At 52.3% G+C, this 17,464-nt stretch carries 20 protein-coding genes and 1 pseudogene; 7 read left to right on the top strand and 14 right to left on the bottom strand.

Annotation, left to right across the window (positions count from 1 at the left end; genetic code table 11):
* From ACR0NN_RS24585 to ACR0NN_RS24560, 6 genes and pseudogenes are all read right to left on the bottom strand, one after another.
* Window positions 1-346, bottom strand: a 346-nt coding sequence (locus ACR0NN_RS24585) for an FAD-dependent oxidoreductase (RefSeq protein ID WP_480685795.1), incomplete at its 3' end; no start/stop codon positions are given.
* A gap of 3 nt (window positions 347-349) precedes the next feature.
* Entirely contained in the window at window positions 350-1,033 is a 684-nt protein-coding gene (locus ACR0NN_RS24580) for an SDR family NAD(P)-dependent oxidoreductase (RefSeq protein WP_170726992.1), read from the bottom strand.
* Between the two features lie 3 nt (window positions 1,034-1,036).
* Entirely contained in the window at window positions 1,037-1,705 is a 669-nt protein-coding gene (locus ACR0NN_RS24575; RefSeq protein ID WP_170726990.1) for a cupin domain-containing protein, read from the bottom strand.
* Window positions 1,706-1,742: 37 nt separating this feature from the next.
* On the bottom strand, window positions 1,743-2,363 hold the full coding sequence (locus tag ACR0NN_RS24570; RefSeq protein WP_170726987.1) for a glutathione S-transferase: 621 nt from the start codon (window positions 2,361-2,363) through the stop codon (window positions 1,743-1,745).
* 115 nt (window positions 2,364-2,478) lie between these two features.
* Window positions 2,479-3,483 (bottom strand): annotated as a pseudogene (locus tag ACR0NN_RS24565) (CaiB/BaiF CoA transferase family protein).
* Window positions 3,480-3,662, bottom strand: a complete 183-nt coding sequence (locus ACR0NN_RS24560; protein ID WP_170726972.1) for a CoA transferase — start codon at window positions 3,660-3,662, stop codon at window positions 3,480-3,482. The pseudogene ACR0NN_RS24565 and the gene ACR0NN_RS24560 overlap by 4 nt, the downstream one beginning before the upstream one ends.
* 268 nt (window positions 3,663-3,930) lie before the next feature.
* Here ACR0NN_RS24560 and ACR0NN_RS24555 point away from each other — a divergent pair, with 268 nt between their 5' ends.
* The 3 genes from ACR0NN_RS24555 (at window position 3,931) to ACR0NN_RS24545 (ending at window position 5,541) form a co-directional block, all read left to right on the top strand.
* The gene (locus tag ACR0NN_RS24555) at window positions 3,931-4,632 is read left to right on the top strand and encodes an MSMEG_1061 family FMN-dependent PPOX-type flavoprotein (RefSeq protein WP_480685793.1); all 702 of its coding nucleotides are present in this window, start codon (window positions 3,931-3,933) and stop codon (window positions 4,630-4,632) included.
* A gap of 63 nt (window positions 4,633-4,695) precedes the next feature.
* On the top strand, window positions 4,696-4,857 hold the full coding sequence (locus tag ACR0NN_RS24550; RefSeq protein WP_170726965.1) for a Fe(II)-2OG oxygenase family protein: 162 nt from the start codon (window positions 4,696-4,698) through the stop codon (window positions 4,855-4,857).
* A gap of 3 nt (window positions 4,858-4,860) precedes the next feature.
* Window positions 4,861-5,541, top strand: coding sequence for a TauD/TfdA family dioxygenase (locus ACR0NN_RS24545; protein ID WP_170726959.1), 681 nt, complete (start codon window positions 4,861-4,863; stop codon window positions 5,539-5,541).
* 349 nt (window positions 5,542-5,890) lie between these two features.
* Here ACR0NN_RS24545 and otnC read toward each other — a convergent pair whose 3' ends face one another.
* The 7 genes from otnC to ACR0NN_RS24510 all read right to left on the bottom strand — a co-directional run bounded on the left by otnC (window position 5,891) and on the right by ACR0NN_RS24510 (window position 12,167).
* Window positions 5,891-6,529: a 3-oxo-tetronate 4-phosphate decarboxylase gene (otnC, locus tag ACR0NN_RS24540; RefSeq protein WP_170726956.1), complete on the bottom strand. Its 639-nt coding sequence runs from the start codon at window positions 6,527-6,529 to the stop codon at window positions 5,891-5,893.
* The gene (gene otnK, locus ACR0NN_RS24535) at window positions 6,526-7,755 is read right to left on the bottom strand and encodes a 3-oxo-tetronate kinase (RefSeq protein ID WP_170726954.1); all 1,230 of its coding nucleotides are present in this window, start codon (window positions 7,753-7,755) and stop codon (window positions 6,526-6,528) included. Before otnK ends, otnC begins: the two co-directional genes overlap by 4 nt.
* A complete protein-coding gene (locus ACR0NN_RS24530; RefSeq protein ID WP_170726951.1) occupies window positions 7,752-8,549 on the bottom strand; it encodes an N-acyl homoserine lactonase family protein in 798 nt (265 codons plus the stop codon). Before ACR0NN_RS24530 ends, otnK begins: the two co-directional genes overlap by 4 nt.
* Window positions 8,546-8,833 carry a putative quinol monooxygenase gene (locus ACR0NN_RS24525; protein ID WP_170726949.1) on the bottom strand — a complete coding sequence of 96 codons (288 nt, stop codon included), beginning with the start codon at window positions 8,831-8,833 and terminating at the stop codon, window positions 8,546-8,548. The genes ACR0NN_RS24530 and ACR0NN_RS24525 overlap by 4 nt, the downstream gene beginning before the upstream one ends.
* On the bottom strand, window positions 8,833-10,344 hold the full coding sequence (locus ACR0NN_RS24520; protein ID WP_170726946.1) for a tripartite tricarboxylate transporter permease: 1,512 nt from the start codon (window positions 10,342-10,344) through the stop codon (window positions 8,833-8,835). Before ACR0NN_RS24520 ends, ACR0NN_RS24525 begins: the two co-directional genes overlap by 1 nt.
* 4 nt (window positions 10,345-10,348) lie before the next feature.
* Window positions 10,349-11,098, bottom strand: coding sequence for a hypothetical protein (locus ACR0NN_RS24515; protein WP_170726944.1), 750 nt, complete (start codon window positions 11,096-11,098; stop codon window positions 10,349-10,351).
* Window positions 11,099-11,159: 61 nt separating this feature from the next.
* Window positions 11,160-12,167: a tripartite tricarboxylate transporter substrate binding protein gene (locus tag ACR0NN_RS24510; RefSeq protein ID WP_170726942.1), complete on the bottom strand. Its 1,008-nt coding sequence runs from the start codon at window positions 12,165-12,167 to the stop codon at window positions 11,160-11,162.
* A gap of 135 nt (window positions 12,168-12,302) precedes the next feature.
* Between ACR0NN_RS24510 and ACR0NN_RS24505 the strand changes: the two genes are divergently transcribed.
* From ACR0NN_RS24505 to ACR0NN_RS24490, 4 genes are all read left to right on the top strand, one after another.
* On the top strand, window positions 12,303-13,394 hold the full coding sequence (locus ACR0NN_RS24505) for an isocitrate/isopropylmalate family dehydrogenase (RefSeq protein ID WP_170726940.1): 1,092 nt from the start codon (window positions 12,303-12,305) through the stop codon (window positions 13,392-13,394).
* Entirely contained in the window at window positions 13,391-14,422 is a 1,032-nt protein-coding gene (locus ACR0NN_RS24500) for a Gfo/Idh/MocA family protein (RefSeq protein WP_170726937.1), read from the top strand. Before ACR0NN_RS24505 ends, ACR0NN_RS24500 begins: the two co-directional genes overlap by 4 nt.
* Window positions 14,419-15,096, top strand: coding sequence for a GntR family transcriptional regulator (locus ACR0NN_RS24495; protein ID WP_170726934.1), 678 nt, complete (start codon window positions 14,419-14,421; stop codon window positions 15,094-15,096). Before ACR0NN_RS24500 ends, ACR0NN_RS24495 begins: the two co-directional genes overlap by 4 nt.
* 479 nt (window positions 15,097-15,575) lie before the next feature.
* The gene (locus tag ACR0NN_RS24490) at window positions 15,576-16,007 is read left to right on the top strand and encodes a VOC family protein (RefSeq protein ID WP_170726932.1); all 432 of its coding nucleotides are present in this window, start codon (window positions 15,576-15,578) and stop codon (window positions 16,005-16,007) included.
* A gap of 193 nt (window positions 16,008-16,200) precedes the next feature.
* Here the strand turns inward: ACR0NN_RS24490 and ACR0NN_RS24485 are convergent, their stop codons facing one another.
* Window positions 16,201-17,454: an SLC13 family permease gene (locus ACR0NN_RS24485; RefSeq protein WP_170726929.1), complete on the bottom strand. Its 1,254-nt coding sequence runs from the start codon at window positions 17,452-17,454 to the stop codon at window positions 16,201-16,203.
* Window positions 17,455-17,464: the final 10 nt, after the last annotated feature.

Below are 17,464 nucleotides of genomic sequence, written 5' to 3'. Positions count from 1 at the left end.
TTTTGCCAAGCCCGCCCTTCAGCCGATACGACCCCTGCATCGAAGCAAAACCCCGACCGCGTTCGACACGGCCCTGTTCATCCTCAAAGCTGAGGGCACCTGCCGAATACTGTTCGAACCATTCCAACCCCAATCGTTCGATCAGCGCGGCAATTCGAGGCTGGCCCGGCCAGAACCATGCCGGACCCAGATCGAAATACCCATTGCCCTGCTGTTGGCTCAGTATACGCCCGCCAGGGCGATCCCGTGCCTCGACCAGCAGAAAGTCGCGACCTTGTTCCGCCAATTGCGAGGCGAGCGACAGTCCAGACAGGCCAGCTCCGATGATGAGGGTGTCATATTGCATCACTCAGAACCCTTCCGAGGCAGGGCGCAGGTCCAGCTCATGTGTCCAGGTTGATCGCGGCTGATGTGCCAGCTGCCAGTAGGCTTCGGCGATTTCGCTGGGTTTCATCATCTTCGCTGGATCAAGGCTGTGCAGTTCCCGCGAGTTTGGGGTGTCAATGATACCGTCAAGAATGACATGTGCGACATGGATACCTGCCGATTGATACTCTCGCGCCAGGGACTGTGTCAGCCCACGCAATGCAAACTTTGCCGAGGCAAAGGCCGAGAATCGCGGACCTCCCCGCAATGATGCGGTAGCTCCGGATACGATCAGTGTACCTCCACCGCCGCGTACCATCGGTTGCAGTACGCTTTGCCCCAATACGACCAGTGATTGTACCATCGACGTCCAGGTGCGCTTGTAGTCGTCCAAGGTTGTTTCAGGGAAAGGTGCGATGACCAGCTCGGCAGCATTGTGAACAACGATTTTCGGGGGGCCATATTGCGCGATAAGCTCGGCGATTATGGGTGCGGTGGCATTTGGGTCTGCAATATCAATTTGACGGAAGGTGCCGACAATTTCCGAAGGTTGGGTGCGTCCAAGACCAACGGCAGTCATGCCACCGGTCTGAAAACGCACAAGAAGGGACTGGCCAAGGCCAGCCCCCGCTCCGGCGACAAGCGCCAAAGGTTTTTTAGCAGCCATGGGTTAAACCGCTGGTGGCTGCGCAAATGGCAGATGCCCGGTCTTCATCCAGACCTTTGCACCATCCGGGCCCGCTGTGGCAGAAAGCTCGGCGCCTTCCGGCAGACGTAACCAGTCGTTTTTGCCCAGATCGTCGCCACCGGATGTCATCGAGCCGTCGATCATAAGAATTTCGATTCCCCCGGGTGCGTCCGAGGTCAGCTCGGCACCGGGATCAAGATGGCTATAGGTTACGACTTCACGGTCATCTTTGTGCAGGGTTGCTGTCGCGACACCATTCACCGGCGAGGCCAACTCATCCGCCATGTTCTTGCGGAATTGATTGCGATCTTCCATGTCGAACTGCCAGAGTTTGACAAAGATGGTGCAACCAGGCTCGGAGCCGGGCGTATGTTCAGTTGTCGGCGGGTTGCGCACGTAAGTGCCCGCTGGAAAATCACCGTGTTCGTCCTGAAAGACGCCTTCCAACACGATGAACTCTTCACCGCCCGTGTGGGTGTGGGCCGAAAACTTGCTGCCCGGTGCATAGCGCACAATGGTGGTGGCACGGGCGACCTCGCCACCAATCCGGTCCAGCATGCGCCGGTCCACACCCTTCATGGGCGAGGCCTGCCAATCAAGTTGATCAGAGTGAACAACGACACGGGAGGAGAAGTCCGAGTTGAGTTCCATTGGGAGATGTCCTTTCGACTTAAATGGCAGCTCTCGCTTAGGCGGCGATCGATGGCCGGGCCGCCATCTTAGCACGCCAAGCTTGCAGGTTGGTCAGGGTTTCAGGGATTTCAACCTTGGCAAAATCGGCGAAGGCCAATCCAGCAAAGGCGGTGATATCAGCCACCGAGAACGTGTCTCCGGCCAAGTATTCATTTTCTGCCAGAACCGAATCCAGGTAGCTCATTGTGTTTTTGGCGACCTCTTTCTGCTTGTTGCCCCATTCGGCGCATTGATATGTTTCAAGATCGGGGCCCAACCCAGGTGTGGCGTGGTGGAAATAGGTGCCAACCGCATTCAACAAACCGTTTTCCGCACGCAGGTTCATCATCGAAATGCGCGCGCGTTCTTTTGCGGTTACGCCGGTTAATGAGGGGCCCTCGAACGTCGCGTCGATATATTCGGTGATCGCGTTGCATTGGGCAATGTGCGAACCGTCTTCCAGTTCCAGACAAGGCACAGCTGCATCGGGATTCTTGGCTCTGAATTCGGGCGTGCGGTGTTCGCCGCTCATGACATCCACGGGTATGAATTCCACCTTGTCAGATGCACCCTTTTCAGCAAGCGCGATGCGAATTCGGGCGGGGTTAGGGAAACCTTCAGTATCATAGATCTTCATCTCAGTACCTCCGTCTAGGGATTTGTTTCATGGTACCTACCTATCGTCAGGTAGATTATTTTGCAATCATTTTTGATAGTCATTTTCGGAGCGCCGTAAAAGGCCAGTATTTCAATTACTTCTTCTGGATATCTCGATCTGAAGGGGTGCCAGTTTGCCTTTTGATTCCAAACTCAGACAAAATAGATTCGGTATCCGCACCATAGGCAGGTGCGCCAACTCGGATCGCCGCTGGGGTCTTTAAAAATCCGGCAACTGCATCTGTTTGTCGCAACCGACCCGCTATTGGGTAATCGTATTCGGTTAGAGTGTTGTTTGACTGTATTTGCGGATATTTACGCATCTGCGTGCGGGACAGTACTGGCGCGCAAGGTACGCCTTCTGTCTCTAACCGGCTTATGGCGCCCTGAACCCTCAATGGCTGCAAAAGATCTTTTGTCAGTTCAAACCGAGCGTTGCGATTCACTTCCCTCAACTCCGGTGTCTTGAAGCACGGGTCATCCAGAATGTCCAAACGCCCCATAGCATGAGCAAACCCAATCCAGTGCTTATCTTGCATGACAGCCACGGAGACAAATCCATCCTTGGTCTCATAAATAATATCAATGAAGGACTACGCCTCTTCTTCGAACTCATCGCCGACAAAGGTATGCCCTCCCATGTCGGATTCCCAAAGGAACAACACGATCGTGTCCATTATTGACAGGGTTATCGCTTGCCCTTCGCCGGTTCGTTCGCGGTGAAACAATGCGGCGGTTATTGCCTGTGCTGCTTGAATGCCTGTCAAATTGTCAGGTAGGATCGTGCGGACGAGCCGAGGGGGTTCGGCACCCCAACCCGCCTGTACGCTGGTCAAGGCAGAAACGGCTTGAATCAAAGGATCGTAAACCGGCTTCTGCGCAAGAGGGCCGGTAAACCCAAACCCTGCTATCGATGTATGGATAAGTCGCGGGTTCAATGCCAGAAGGGTTTAGGCCCCTAATCCCAACCTCTCTGCAACGCCGGGGCGGAAATTTTGCGCAAACACATCTACCTGCTTTACCATTTCCGACAGCGCAGCGTGATCGTTGGGGTCTTTTAGATCGAGAATAACGGATCGCTTATTGCGATTGTTGTTCAGAAACGCCGCCGAGAATCCATTGCGCCGCGTAGCAATGTGGCGCTAGAAATCACCACCCCCCCGGGCGCTTCAATCTTGATAACATCTGCCCCCTGATCCGCCAGTATCATGGTGGCCGAGGGGCCCGATATGACGCTGGTCAGGTCCAAAACTTTCACTCCGGCAAGAGGTCCGGTCATATCAGTCTCCTTAGCAATTTTTTAATGGCTATTGCCCGTATAGGCGCGCCACGCGGTCGCCACTACTCAACATTGTGCCGTTTCGCGCATGACCAAAATTTATTCTGGAGGCGAAGTTTAATTGTGAGCTACCTTCCGATAGGTAGAAGATGCAAGGTGTAGTCCAAAAATAGAATTCAGCTGATGTCTGACTAAACTCTGTGCGAGGCCGTTTAGGGCCGCGTATTTCCGCGAAAAGAGCATGGTTTAAAATTTTTTTTGAGCGGGGATGATGATCCGTCAGATTTTAGCTTTGCCTTCTGAATGTAGGGGAGGATGTTTGATGGTGTTCTGTGACGAGAGTATCCGGCAGGATTTACTGGTCAGAGACATATCTGACTTTCGGGTTCAATTTGGTGATACAGGGCCATCAATATATGCAAAATCTTCGCCCGTGCTGAGCGAGCCAATGCAGCGGTTCGTTGAACAGTCGCCGTTTTGCGCAGTCTCTTCACAGGATGCGCGCGGTAGAACGGATATATCCCCTCGGGGAGACAAGCGAGGGTTTGTGGATATTATTCATCCGGGCCTATTGCTCATACCCGATCGACCGGGCACTCAGCGGTTTGATACGTTTTGTAATGTGCTGGAAAACCCGCCCGTTTCTGTGCTGTTTCTCACCCCCGGTGTTTTCGACACTGTCCGGGTCAATGGAACCGGATTGGTGACTGTTGATCCAGACCTGCTTGCGGGCTCAGCCATCAACGGCAAGGTGCCCAAAGTGGGCATACTGATTGAGGTCGAAGAAGCCTTTGGTCAATTCGCAAAAGCAATCCGCCGCGCTGGGCTGTGGAACGTAGAGGCGCAGATTGATCGAAAAACCGCACCAAGTCTTATCGAACTGATGATGAGCCATCTTGAGGTCTCCGAAGCAGACTGGACTGCGCAGGATCAAAGCATCGTGGCTGATATCGATGACAACATGTACTAACCTGAGAGAAGAATTTTGGCCAACGGTTCTGCCAAGTTTGTCCGATTAGAAAGTAAGTGAGCGATGCGAGTCACCAAGTTGACGGGATTTATTGGTGCGCAAACCACGGGCGTGGATCTCAAGGGCCATATCACGCCGGATGTAGCGTCTGCCTGGAAGGATGCGCTTGGCGCGTATCACATGATTGTCCTGCGCGGGCAGCATTTGGATCTGGAAGCACAATAGCGTTTGACTTCAGTAATTGGTGACCTGATGCAGCTTCCTTATGTGCAGCCCTTGGCGAGTAATCCTCAGGTCATAGCGGTGCTCAAGGAAGCGCATGAACACAAGACGGGTGTGTTTGGTGGCGAAAGGCACACGGACTTCAGTTTTCTTCCCAGCCCACCTGCGGGATCTGTTCTGAATGCCGTCGAAATCCCCGAGGTTGCCAGTGATACGGTGTGGTCGGATCAGTCCGCCGTATCTAAAAGCTTGCCGGCTGATCTCAACTCCTTTGTTGATGGTCGCATTGTTGTGCATATCGGCAAACCATACGGCGTTTGCCATGCTCCGCCCAACCGTAATCAGGCCAATAGTTCGATCAAGATGACTCGTGGCGATCCTGGCGCAGACAAAAAGGTTCTGCACCCTGCGGTCATTACTGATCCTACAACCGGACGCCGCGCTTTGTTTGTAAACTCTATCTATGTGACGCGTTTTACCGACATGATAGAAGCGGAAAGTGCGCCTTATCTCGAAGCGCCCTACAAATATGCCAAGCGACATGACTTTTCTTGTTGTCTGAAATGGCAGGCAGGGGATGTTGCGATCTGGGACAACCGCATGACTTTGCATTGTGGGACGAACGACTATGACGGGGTGCGTCGGTTGTTGTACCGGACCAATTTTGCAGGCGTCGCGCCGTGCTAGAGCCGGATCAGCCGTCAAGTCCCAGCTATGATACGACAACGCTGCACTGTGTTTCACAAACCTGCTATTAGATAGAAACTACTCAAGTTTCAAAACCAGTTACCTCCTACGTCCGATATAGACCCATGGAGGTAACAAGCGCACTTTTTTACCAATCGGCGTTGCCGTGGCGAGAATGACAGCCACCATACTCTTTGATACAGTACGTCCGCTTCTGCCGAGAGGTCCGTATTGCATGGGTTCGGGTCCTTTTTTCAGGATACTTTGAGATCACCAACCGGGCGACTGTGTTTCGATACCAACAGAATTAAGCTGACTGCGTCTCAAATAAGCGGTGGTAGCTTTGGAGTTACGTTGGATATGCCTGCTTTAACCGGCGAATGTCCGATACAGACAGAGCTTTTGGATCAGAACCTCTTGTCAACAACGCCAGCTTTGCAGTTTCTTCCAGTTCTTCCATCGCAAAAACCGTGGCCCACAAATCGCGGCCAGCAACTACCGGACCGTGATTGGCCAACAACACAGCCGATCGCTTGCCGGCAAGGCCCCGAATTGCATCACCCATTGCCGCATCCCCGGGCAGGAAAAACGGCAGTAGTTTCACTTTGCCCAAACGCATGATCGAATAAGGCGTGAGCGGCGGTAAGACGTCATTTGAATCGACCTCAGGCAAAATTGACCAAGCGACTGAGTGGGTAGAATGAAGATGCACGACTGCACCGGTTCCGCTACGGGTTTCGTAGAAAGCAGAATGCAGGGGGATTTCCTTGGTAGGCTCATCCCCGCTCAGCAGTCTCAGGTCAGTGTCCAAATGACTTATGCGTGCCGGGTCAAGAAACCCCATGCTGCTCCCGGTTGGGGTCATCAGCAAGGTACCGTCGGACAAACGGGCCGAGATGTTGCCGGATGAACCACCAGTTAAGCCACGATCAAAAATGGACTTCGCGAGAATGCAGATATCTTCACGCAGCTTGGACTCTTCACTCATCTTTGCGCTCCCATCTTGGTCAGAGCGTCTGCAAAGAAGTTGTCAGACCCAAAGTTTCCGGACTTTAAGGCCATCGCCACAGGGCGCGAAGCATCCAGACGCAAAACTGGGACTCCTGCTGCAAGTCTTGGACCAATTCGCAAGACTTGAGCACTCAAACCGTTAACCACTGCACCGGATGTTTCGCCGCCTGCGACAACAATCCTTGCAATTCCAGCGGTCAAAAGCTCTGTCGCAAGTTTAGCAAAGAATGCTTCAATCGCTGTGGCAGCTTTTTCTTTGCCAAATTCTGTTTGGGCCTGCTTTACGATTTCCGGGTCTGCCGAAGAGTAAATCAAAGGCGATGTGTCTTGCCGAAGTACCCACATGGCCACTTCATGAACACTTATTTCATCATTGATGACAGCGTGGGCAGAAATCTCACGATGCGGTGCCTGGGTTTTGTAAGTGTCAACCTGGCGGCGTGTCATATTACTGCAGGATCCAGACAGTACGACACCCGGACCATGAACCGCATCCCATTTTGGTTCAGCCGTCTGGAACCCGAAATTGGTAGGCAAACCAATGGCGATACCTGATCCGCCACATAGAAGTGGCATATCATTCGCAGCCTTCCCAATCTCAACCAGATCATCGTCGCGAATGGCGTCAACGATGACATGGCCCTTTTTGGGCAAAGCAGCACGGATCGCTTGTGCCCCGCGCATAACAGTCCTGGCATCAATATGGATGATCGGCCCTGCAGACTGGACCGAAAGAACACGTCTTAGATCGGCGTCGCGCATCGGCGTCAATGGATGATCCTGCATGCCGCTTTCACTCAGCAATTTGTCTTGCACAAACAGATGCCCCTGATACACGCTTCGTCCGTTCTCTGGGAACGCCGGACACACGATCACCCCTTCCGCATCAAGTCGCTGTGCCAATGCATCCAGAACAGGTCCAATATTACCATCTTCAGTGCTGTCAAAGGTGGAACAAACCTTAAAAATTATCTGCTGCGCGCCTTGTGCAAGCAACCAATCACACGCGGTTAGGCTGGATTGAACCGCTTCGCTGACATGGGATGTTCTGGACTTCAGGGCCACAACTCCTGCGTCCAGATTTTTTCCGGTCTCGGTTTCCGGGATACCGATAAACTGGCTCACCCGCATTCCAGCCTCAGCCAGCGTTAGCGCGATATCGGAGGCACCTGTAAAATCATCAGCAATTACACCTATCTTCATGGTATTACCTCCGCTGTCGGACCTGCATCCAAGCGACTTATGTGCGGCGCAACACCTACTGGGAAGAATTCGCGCACCAGAGGGTCATGTCCGGGCACTATTAGCCGAGGATGCGAAGCCAGGGCCTCAAGCCTTTCAAAACCATCCAGCATATCCTGTAAATCGACAACGATCGGAAACGCTTTTCGCGCGAGAAAGTTCTCATAATAGTGCGAGGCATCAGAAGCCAGAACCATCCAGCCTGCTTTTGTCCGTACTCGAACGCATTGCAAGCCGCGCGAATGTCCACCAATACAATGCACCGTGACACCATCAGTGATTTCAGCGTCCCCGTCATGAAAGACAACTTTTCCTGAATAAAGACGTTTAACAGCTTCGCAGACATGTCCCGCTGTAAAGGGCGCGCGCAAATGGTCTTGGCACATGCAGGGACCTGTGGCGAAAGCCATTTCGGCGGCTTGCATATGTAGCTTCGCGTTGGGAAACAGATGCAGCCCTCCCGCATGGTCATAGTGCAAATGGGTCACAATGACCTGGTCTACAGCCTCAGGGGTGATTTTGAGCGGTCGAAGCGCCTCGCGCGGGTCCAGCGCAATTGGACGACCGCGCGCGGCACCTTCAACTGAGTCGTATCCGGTATCAACCAGCAGCACTTCATTGCCTCGCTTAAGCACCCAAATAAAATAGTCCATTGCGTGTGGGGCATCGTGGTTGTCATCTATGATGAAACTGTCGGCACGAGTGCGCGCATTGCGATCAGCATATTTGACAGCGTGGACTTCCCATTCACTCATCTTATGACCTCGGTGTAAGTTTGGACTGTCTTGCTCGCAATCATTCCAGACGTTGCTTGGTCAAACGATTTGAAATGCAGTGTCCCGAGATGCACATCGAAGGCCGCCTGGTCATCATAAATTTCGTAAAGAAAAACGGTTTCTGGATCATCTCCGATGCAGACGTCAAATTGCTGACATCCGCTTTCTTCACGGAGCGAAACTACCGCGTTTTCGGTTACAAGCGGCAGAAAAGCTTTCTGGGCGCCCGGCTTCAAATTGAATGTGACAGTGACAGCAAACATCAGACGGTTCGTCCTTTCAAGCGCAGGAAGGCGCGTTTCACAAAGGGAAGCTGGCTCAGGATCAGACCAAAATTTAGTAACAGTAAAATGGCTGCTCCGGGGCGTGAGAAGAAGACGGATAGGTCGCCGTCTGACAAAAACAGGGAACGTCGGAATGTCTCGTCAAAAAGGCTTCCTAAGATTACTCCGATCACAAGCGGTGCGATCGGGTATTTCATCAGGTTCATAAAATACGCAACGGTCCCGACACCCAACATAAGATAGAGGTCGTTTATGCCGCCTCCGACGCTGAAAGATCCAATTGTTGTCAGCACCATAACGACCGGTAGAAAAATTGTCTGTGGAATGGCGAGGATCTTTACGAAGACACGTGCCGTAAAAAGACCCATCAAGAACATGGTCAATGATGCCATCACCAGGATGGCAACCACACGCAGGATGATATCCGGATCAATCGTCGGGCCGGGAATGACATTGTTGATCTTGAATGCACCCATCAGGGCAGCAGCAGGAGGTGAGCCGGGAATACCCAGCACAAGCAATGGGATAAGCGCACCTCCGATACAGGCGTTGTTTGCGGTTTCAGAACAAAGCAGGCCTTCGAAGGAACCGCGCCCGAACTTATCGCTCTCGGAAGAAACCGTTTTCCCTACTCCATAGCTGACCCAACCAGCAACGTCTTCGCCAACACCCGGCAATGCTCCGACGCCTGTTCCGATTACCCCCGACCGACCAATAGTGGTCAAATAACGCCGAATGGATTTGAGGTTCGGCAGGATTCGCCCTTTCAAAGCAATCACCTTCCCCGCCTGGACATGACGTAAACCGTCAATGATTTGCGGCACCGCAAATGCCCCCATCAGAACCGGCACAACCTGAAAACCGCTTAGCAAATATGACCAACCAAAGGTATAGCGGGGCTCGGACAGCAAGGGATCCAGTCCGACCATGGACATTGCAAGCCCGATTAAACCTGCGACCCAGCCTTTGATAACCAGATCTTCGCTCATCAAAGTGCCTGAGAGCAGAATTCCAAATAGAGCAAGTAATGCCTTTTCCGGGCTGGCAATGTTCTTCGAAACCAACAACAGGGCCCAAACAAAAATCAGCAAAGTAAATGTGCCAATCACAGTTCCGATGAAACTTGCCGTTGTTGTCAGCCCCAACGCTTCTCCGCCTCGCCCGGCTTTCGCAAGCGGATAGCCATCCATCGCGGTGGCGGCACTGGCTGCCGTACCTGGAATGTTCAACAAAATCGAAGGGTACGATCCGCCATAAATCGCCCCGACATAGGCGCCGAGTAGTGCAATCAGTGAATAGTCGAGCGGAATTTTGTTGCCGAAGAAACCTGTTAGGATCGTTACTGCCAAAGTGGCCGTAAGGCCCGGCAATGCACCGAATGTGATGCCAAGAAATACCGAAACGATCAGATAGACATATGTCAGAGGGTCACCGACCAAAGCTACAAATGCCGCTCCGAACCCAGCAAGTTGGGTGAAGATGAAATCCATTCGGCTATTCTTTCCAAAGAGGCCTAAGCGTCACGTAGTAGTGGTATTCGATCTGCTCAAAAATCAGTCCCCCGCGCGCAGGCACATTCTGACGGAATCCGAATGCCATGGCACAGACCAGAACAAAAGGCGCGAGTATCGCGATCAACGGCACAACCCGAAGCACCTTTTCGGTCGCACACTTCATGAGTAAGAGCACCGTCAGACCGATCCAGAGAATCAGTGTGCACCAGTCATCCGCATGGTTGTTCCAATCCGCTTGCGCAGGATAACTGACAAAAGCAAAAACTCCGGCCGTTACCAAGAACATGCAGGCAATCAATGCGCGCCTAGCATGTCCACCAAAAAAACCAAAGCTAAGGCCGGTTATCAGCAGTCCGGAACATAGAATGAAATCGACACGAGGCACCAAGCCGACAACATAAGCCAACAACATTAGGCTGATCGTTGAAACGCGTAGTGCCTCAACCTTGTCCCAGCCAAGACCAACAGATGTCACAGCGTGTTGTGCACCACCCGACCGGATCGAAACGATCAACAGGACGATGGCCAATACAAGTACAGCTGTGAAGATAAACAGTGGAACGATCGCAGCGGAATTGAACCAGTCTACTCCGCTGACGCCTGCTCTGTTCCCTCCCCAAAGTGGGATCTCCGAGGTTTTCCAAAGAAAGAAAATCGAGAGAACGATCATGGTCAACGATGCCCAGAAATCACGCGCACGTAACACCTGTACGTCATCGGGTTTTTCCATTTGCCTGCCTCCAGCATGAAAAGGCGCAACTCAGCGCCCTTTCCAGACTCATGGTACCAAATTAGGGCTTTTCGATCCCCAGCGACGCTGGATCAACCGTAGTTGCGCCTAGATCCTGTAGTGTATAGGCGAAGGTCGCTTCGAGATTGGAAAACAGCTCTTGCGCTTCAGGGCCATATTGACCGCCAACATCATAGCTGTTCGCCGCAGCCCATTCCGCCACCGTATCGGATGCAATGGCTTTTTCAAACGCCGCTCCCAGAGCAGCTTTTATATCGTCTCCAGCGGAATTGTGTACCGCAAACCCGATTGCCTGCTTAAGTGGCAGATACTGGTCCAACCCATCATAGATCCCAAATGCGGACGGGACCGTTGTGCCAGCGATCTGCGCATCTTCAGGCGTCAGCATCGCAAGCGGCTTCAGCTGCCCACCTTCGATCAAGGGTGCCTGCTCGGCCAGAGATGTCACAACAAGCGCAACTTCGCCTGCGATGGCTGCTTCCTGTCCAGGTGCAGAGCCTTTGTAGGGAACAAATTTGAACTCTGCACCCGAGCCTTTCTCAATGGCCAGCAAGTTCAGATGGTGGATGGATCCCGCTCCGGATGCGGCAGCGGGGATTGTGCCAGGTGCCGCTTTTGCAGCATCGACCAGATCCTGCAACGAATTGTACGGGCTGTCGGCAGGCACAGAAATCAGGTCAGGAGAACCACCAACGATGAATGGATACCAGAAATCAAACTTCTGATCCCAGCCACCTTGCACCGCGGCAGTGACATTGGATTCCGACAAGCCAACCAAAGTGTATCCGTCATTTGGTTGGTTCATGACATAAACCATGCCGTTTGATCCAGCGACACCGCCCGTCTGATTGATCACGTTGATCGACACTGGCAGATGCTTTTCCATCTCAGCCATGATCATACGGTTGATAGTGTCGGTGCCTCCACCGGCCCCCCAAACAACTGCTGTGGTGATATCGCGAAAGGGGTAGTCCTGCGCGCTTGCGGTACTGCTTACGCCCGCTGCAAGCAAAGCAGAAGCGATCAGCTTTGCAATTCCAGATTTCATCATAGTTCCTCCCAAGAAATCACAATGTGCTTTTTATTGCATTTATTTTCGTATACATTAAATTCTACATTGTCAACGCGTCGGTTTGCGTTTACCGCCGAATTGCCAAGCGAGCGAAAAGGACATGACATCAGGATGACAGGAAAATTTGAGATCGCTGTGTTTCAAGGTGATGGAATCGGCCCAGAGATAATGGCGCCCACAATTGAGATTCTTCGCCAGATGTCGGATGCCAGCCCGGGCTATGATCTGACTTTTGCCAATGCGCCTGCCGGAGCTGCCCATTATGCTCAAACAGGTGAGTCTTTCCCCGACACGTCCATGGAAATTGCGCGCAGCGCCGATGCCATATTGCTGTCGGCAATGGGCTTACCAAATGTCCGATATGAGGACGGAACAGAGATATCCCCCCAGATCGACTTGAGAAAGAAACTCGGGCTGTTTGCCGGCGTTAGACCGGTACGGGTCCGGGCGGGACAGTCCACGCCTCTCGCTTTACCACCGGGCAAAGAGATCGACTTTGTTCTCGTACGCGAGAGCACCGAAGGGCTTTTTCATACGCAAGGCTGTGGTGAAGTTCTGGAGAACGAAGCACGAGAAACGATGCTGATAACCCGTGGCGTTTCCGAAAAACTGTTCAAGTTTACATTCGACATGGCAGAAGAACGTCGCAATCAGGGAAAAGGCAAGGGACGTGTCACCTGTGTCGACAAGGCCAACGTTTTCCGGGCGTTTGCCTTTTTCCGCGACATGTTTGATGCGGAAGCAAAAAAACATCCCCGGCTTGAGGCGAACCATGCGTATGTTGACGCAACAGCGTTGTGGATGGTGCAAAAACCCTGGGAATTCGATGTCCTTGTGACGGAAAACATGTTTGGCGACATCCTCTCAGATCTGGGTGCCGGTCTGATGGGCGGTCTCGGCTTGGCACCATCGGCTGATATCGGGCTGAACCACGCGGTGTTTCAGCCCTGTCACGGATCTGCGCCCGATATCGCAGGCCAAGGCATCGCCAACCCGTTTGCAATGATCCTGTCTGCTGCAATGATGCTCGATTGGTTGGGATCGCGCAATGATAACGACGCCTTGATCAACGATGGATCGAAGCTTCAGAACGCGGTCGAGAAAGTGATTTCTGATGGCAAATCGCTCACACGTGACCTTGGCGGCCAGGCTGGTACAGAAGCAGCGGCATCCTCCGTGTTGCAAGAGGTATTGGCCGCATGACTAACACGCGCAAGGTTAAGGTCGCATGTGTTGGCGCCGGGTACTTTAGCCAGTTCCACTATGAAAGCTGGTCGCGCATGACTGATGTGGACCTTCAGGCGTCTTGCGACCTCGAAATAGAAAAAGCTAAGGCCACCGGAGTATCCGCTTATACAAATTTGCCGAAAATGCTCACCGCCTGTAAGCCCGATATTCTAGATGTGATACTACCACCAAACAGCCACGTTGAGACGATCAAGACAGCGCTGTCACATGGAATCAAGTGGGTGATTTGCCAGAAGCCTTTTTGTCCGTCTCTTGAGCAAGCTGAAGCGATTGTCGCCATGGCAAACGCCGAAAAAGCGACGATAATCATTCATGAGAACTTCCGGTTCCAGCCGTGGTTTCGCACGATTAAGTCGGTTCTGGATCGCGGCGGGATCGGCACTCCGTTGCAGGCAACATTTCGTCTCCGACCCGGAGATGGCCAGGGGCCAAATGCTTATCTGGACCGGCAACCATATTTTCAGAAGATGCCAAAGCTGCTGGTTCACGAAACTGGCGTTCATTACATTGACACGTTTCGGTTTTTGTTCGGGTCACCAAGTTCGGTCTACGCTGATCTACGCAAGATCAACCCCGTCATCTCCGGTGAAGATGCCGGACATGTCTTGTTGAACTATGACAACGGCATGTCGACGTTGATTGATGGCAACAGATGTTTAGACCACGCGGCAGACAATCTGCGACGTACAATGGGAGAGGCTTTGGTTGAAGGAACAGAAGGTACACTGACGCTTACGGGCGACGGTTCTGTCAGGTTACGTGCTTTCGCGCAACAGAAAATTCAGGTGGTCCTACCGGCAGATAAATGGGATGGGTTTGGCGGGGATTGCGTTCACGCTTTGCAAAGCCACGTGATTTCGGGTTTCATGTCCGGGACGCCAATCGAAAACATCGCACAAGAGTATCTTGAGGTCCTTCGAACTGAAGAAGCCGTCTATGCGTCGAACGAGGCGGGAAAGAAGATCAAGCTGGACAAAAAATGAAACCGAAAAACGAAAAGGTTCTGTCAAATACCCAACGTGCAGTCCACGATCTGCGCGGTATGATACTGTCGGGCCAGTTGGCGGCAGGAACCGATCACCTGGAATCAGAACTAGCCGAACACCTTGGCATGTCGCGAACTCCAATCCGCGAAGCAGCCTTGATGCTCGAAAGCAAGGGATTGCTTGAAATGCGCCCGCGTAAAGGTGTTCGCATCCTGCCGATATCGCCGGATGATATGTGCGAAATCTACGACATACTGACCGAACTCGAAAGCCTCGCGGCACAGAAAGCTGCCGAAGCAGGTTACGGCGATGATGAACTGGTGCCCCTTGCCCAATCTATCGACCGTATGGACAACGCTACAAAATCAGAGGATCTGGAAAGCTGGGCTGAAGCAGATGACACGTTTCATCGTGAACTTGTTCGCTTGGGTGGAAACACTCGGGTCGAAAAAATCGTTGAGATGATGAGTGATCAGGTTACGCGCGCGCGTGCCGCAACGCTCTATGTCCGCCCTCTACCGTTGAAATCGAACGAAGATCACAGAGCAGTTTATCAGGCCATTCGAAACAGAGATCCTGAAACCGCGCACGACCGACACCGTCGACACAGGCTGCATGCAAAATCTGTAATCCTTGAAATTCTTAAAAAGTATCGTTTCAGCAAGTTGTGAGCCTTAGCGACCGTCAATTCACGTACCATAAGGAATGGAACTACTCCGGGAAAGTCTATGGAATTTCCGTACATTGACCCCATCCGGAAATTTTTCTACTTTTACGTAGGCGTCGCCCGCCAAGGCCGCAACAACAGATTGTAAGGGTTTTCGGTGCGCTCGGCTTGATCCATTCGGATCTCTTCGTCTTCAAAACTAAGTTCGATGTTGCGCATTGCATGCGCGATAAGCGCTTCAACGATAAGAGGGCCCCAACATCCAATCGACCATTGTTAGACGGGAAACAAGAGCCTGTGCGCCGATGTAATCACAGACTTGATCTGCAGTGACAACACGATCTTCGAGCGTTTAAGGTCGATGTCCAGCGCGCATTCTTACCTCCGTACCTCTATGGCAAGAATGCTGCTGCAGGTGATATCCAAATAGTCGGTACTTGATGCTATAAGCCATGTAACGTCAGCAAGAGTAGAAGACCGCAATTGAAGCTAGAATTTCACCACATAAACTACGTGGCCGATGACGTCGATCGAATGCACGATTTTTACACAAACGTCCTAGGTTTAGACGATATCCCTCAGCAGAATTTTCCACGTACAGTTGCCAATACAGAAACCGGCTATGACGGTAAAATTCGATTTGCGACTGAAGGCAGCATGCAGATGCACCTGGCTGAACGCGCATTTGATGTCGCGTTCAAGAACGGTCGGGTAATCAACCCGGTTGAGCGCGGTCATATCGCATTTCGGACAGATGATCTTGAGGCATTTCTCAAGATACTCGACGAAAATAGTATTCCATATTCGGACTATGGAACAACTTTTGCAAAGGAATGGCATCAGGTATTCTTCCATGATCCGGAAGGCAATGTGATTGAGGTTCACCAGCAAATACCTGCTTTGGGTGAAATCTAAACGCACGGCATTCGGCCTACAACCATCATTGATACTTGGAGACCCTGGTCAACATGGCACGGGCTAATTAGGTTGTCTCGCAGGCACTAAAGTTGGCAACTTCATGAAGATCGATGCCTTAGTTGACAGGCCAATTCGTAAAACTCCTGAACCCGTAGCTGCGGTTCGCATCTGGTGCAAATCAGTAGGTTCATCAAAATGCTTTGCCGGACAAGTGTGCCTCAAGAAGCAATATCCAACCAACCGTAATCCCGGTCGAAACAAGTCCGATAGGCAACACATCTTTCATGAATTGTGTGAACGTCACTTCCTGCGCTCCCATGCGATCTGCCATTTGCAAGACGATGACATTGCTGGCTGCGCTGATGATGAAGACGTTTCCGGCCAGGGTCGAGATACCGGCAAGCATCATCAGATTTGGCACGTCAAAGGAAGGCATAAGCTTCAGGTACATATCGACCAATGGCACGTTTGAGAAAATCTGGCTGCCAAAAAAGCTGATACCGGCCGTGACCAGTGGTTCACTCATATGTGCGCGCTCGTCACCCAGAATGCTTTGTAACGACCCCGAATTCAGCAGTGCGCCGGTCACGATGAACATAGATACAAAGAAGACCAATGTGGGCCAGTCCAGGCGGACAAAGGTTTTAAGCCGCGCACTATCAAACAGATAAACCGGTAGACAGGCGATGGCCGCTGCGACCCCCAGTGGATAGCCGAAGTCTGATCCGGTTGCAGCCAGAACGCTCTCGACCGTCACGAGAACGACCAGAACGATTATCGCCAGAAGCACCGGCCATTTCACGCCGCTGGTATCCTTAGTTACATCCGATTTATCCAAATCGGGCGTCGATACGACCATTCGCTTGGACAGCCAAAAGGCGCTGCCGCCCAGACAGATCAGGGTAGGAACAATCAGCCAGTGCACAAACGTGACCATAGGGGCGGGAACTTGGCCGCTGGCCGCTATCAGCAGGTTTTGCGGGTTTCCGATCGGTGTGGCCATGCTGCCGATTGTTACGGTCACGCACAGCGCAATCAGAAAGGTCCGATGATCGGCTCCGGTTTGACGTGCCAACATCAGCGCTATCGGCGTGCCGATAATTGCAGCAGCGTCATTGGTTAGAACTGCAGCGATCAGCGCAAACAGCAACATAAATGCAACCAGTGACACGCCCGGTGTTCGCCAGCCCACCATCCAGCCCGCGATCCGATGTGAAACACCGTTTTCATACAAAGAACGCCCGATGGAAAAGACCGAGAACAGGTACAGCATTACGTTCCAGTCTATGGCCTCTAGGGCCGACTTCGGAGAGATAGCACCGGTGATCAGCAGGGCGAATGCTCCTGCCGTCATGACATGCCAAATTTTCATGGATGCGGGCAGCCATTCGCGGATAGCAATCAGAGTGAAAACGGCAATTGAGACCCCAAGACTGAAGGACAATGTGCTACTC

This window comes from Ruegeria sp. BA2 (assembly GCF_056539605.1).
Note: the sequence above shows the minus strand (reverse complement) of the source record. Positions and strands in the feature narration are given on the sequence as shown.

Excerpts from the sequence above, each read along its gene's own strand:
- ACR0NN_RS24525 (WP_170726949.1), bottom strand. The coding sequence starts at position 8,833 with ATGTTTGCTGTCACTGTCACATTCAATTTGAAGCCGGGCGCCCAGAAA.
- ACR0NN_RS24530 (WP_170726951.1), bottom strand. The coding sequence starts at position 8,549 with ATGAGTGAATGGGAAGTCCACGCTGTCAAATATGCTGATCGCAATGCG.
- ACR0NN_RS24510 (WP_170726942.1), bottom strand. The coding sequence starts at position 12,167 with ATGAAATCTGGAATTGCAAAGCTGATCGCTTCTGCTTTGCTTGCAGCG.
- ACR0NN_RS24500 (WP_170726937.1), top strand. The coding sequence starts at position 13,391 with ATGACTAACACGCGCAAGGTTAAGGTCGCATGTGTTGGCGCCGGGTAC.
- otnC (WP_170726956.1), bottom strand. The coding sequence starts at position 6,529 with ATGAGTGAAGAGTCCAAGCTGCGTGAAGATATCTGCATTCTCGCGAAG.
- otnK (WP_170726954.1), bottom strand. The coding sequence starts at position 7,755 with ATGAAGATAGGTGTAATTGCTGATGATTTTACAGGTGCCTCCGATATC.
- ACR0NN_RS24555 (WP_480685793.1), top strand. The coding sequence starts at position 3,931 with ATGATGATCCGTCAGATTTTAGCTTTGCCTTCTGAATGTAGGGGAGGA.
- ACR0NN_RS24505 (WP_170726940.1), top strand. The coding sequence starts at position 12,303 with ATGACAGGAAAATTTGAGATCGCTGTGTTTCAAGGTGATGGAATCGGC.
- ACR0NN_RS24560 (WP_170726972.1), bottom strand. The coding sequence starts at position 3,662 with ATGACCGGACCTCTTGCCGGAGTGAAAGTTTTGGACCTGACCAGCGTC.
- ACR0NN_RS24570 (WP_170726987.1), bottom strand. The coding sequence starts at position 2,363 with ATGAAGATCTATGATACTGAAGGTTTCCCTAACCCCGCCCGAATTCGC.
- ACR0NN_RS24550 (WP_170726965.1), top strand. The coding sequence starts at position 4,696 with ATGCGAGTCACCAAGTTGACGGGATTTATTGGTGCGCAAACCACGGGC.
- ACR0NN_RS24575 (WP_170726990.1), bottom strand. The coding sequence starts at position 1,705 with ATGGAACTCAACTCGGACTTCTCCTCCCGTGTCGTTGTTCACTCTGAT.
- ACR0NN_RS24495 (WP_170726934.1), top strand. The coding sequence starts at position 14,419 with ATGAAACCGAAAAACGAAAAGGTTCTGTCAAATACCCAACGTGCAGTC.
- ACR0NN_RS24520 (WP_170726946.1), bottom strand. The coding sequence starts at position 10,344 with ATGGATTTCATCTTCACCCAACTTGCTGGGTTCGGAGCGGCATTTGTA.
- ACR0NN_RS24515 (WP_170726944.1), bottom strand. The coding sequence starts at position 11,098 with ATGGAAAAACCCGATGACGTACAGGTGTTACGTGCGCGTGATTTCTGG.
- ACR0NN_RS24580 (WP_170726992.1), bottom strand. The coding sequence starts at position 1,033 with ATGGCTGCTAAAAAACCTTTGGCGCTTGTCGCCGGAGCGGGGGCTGGC.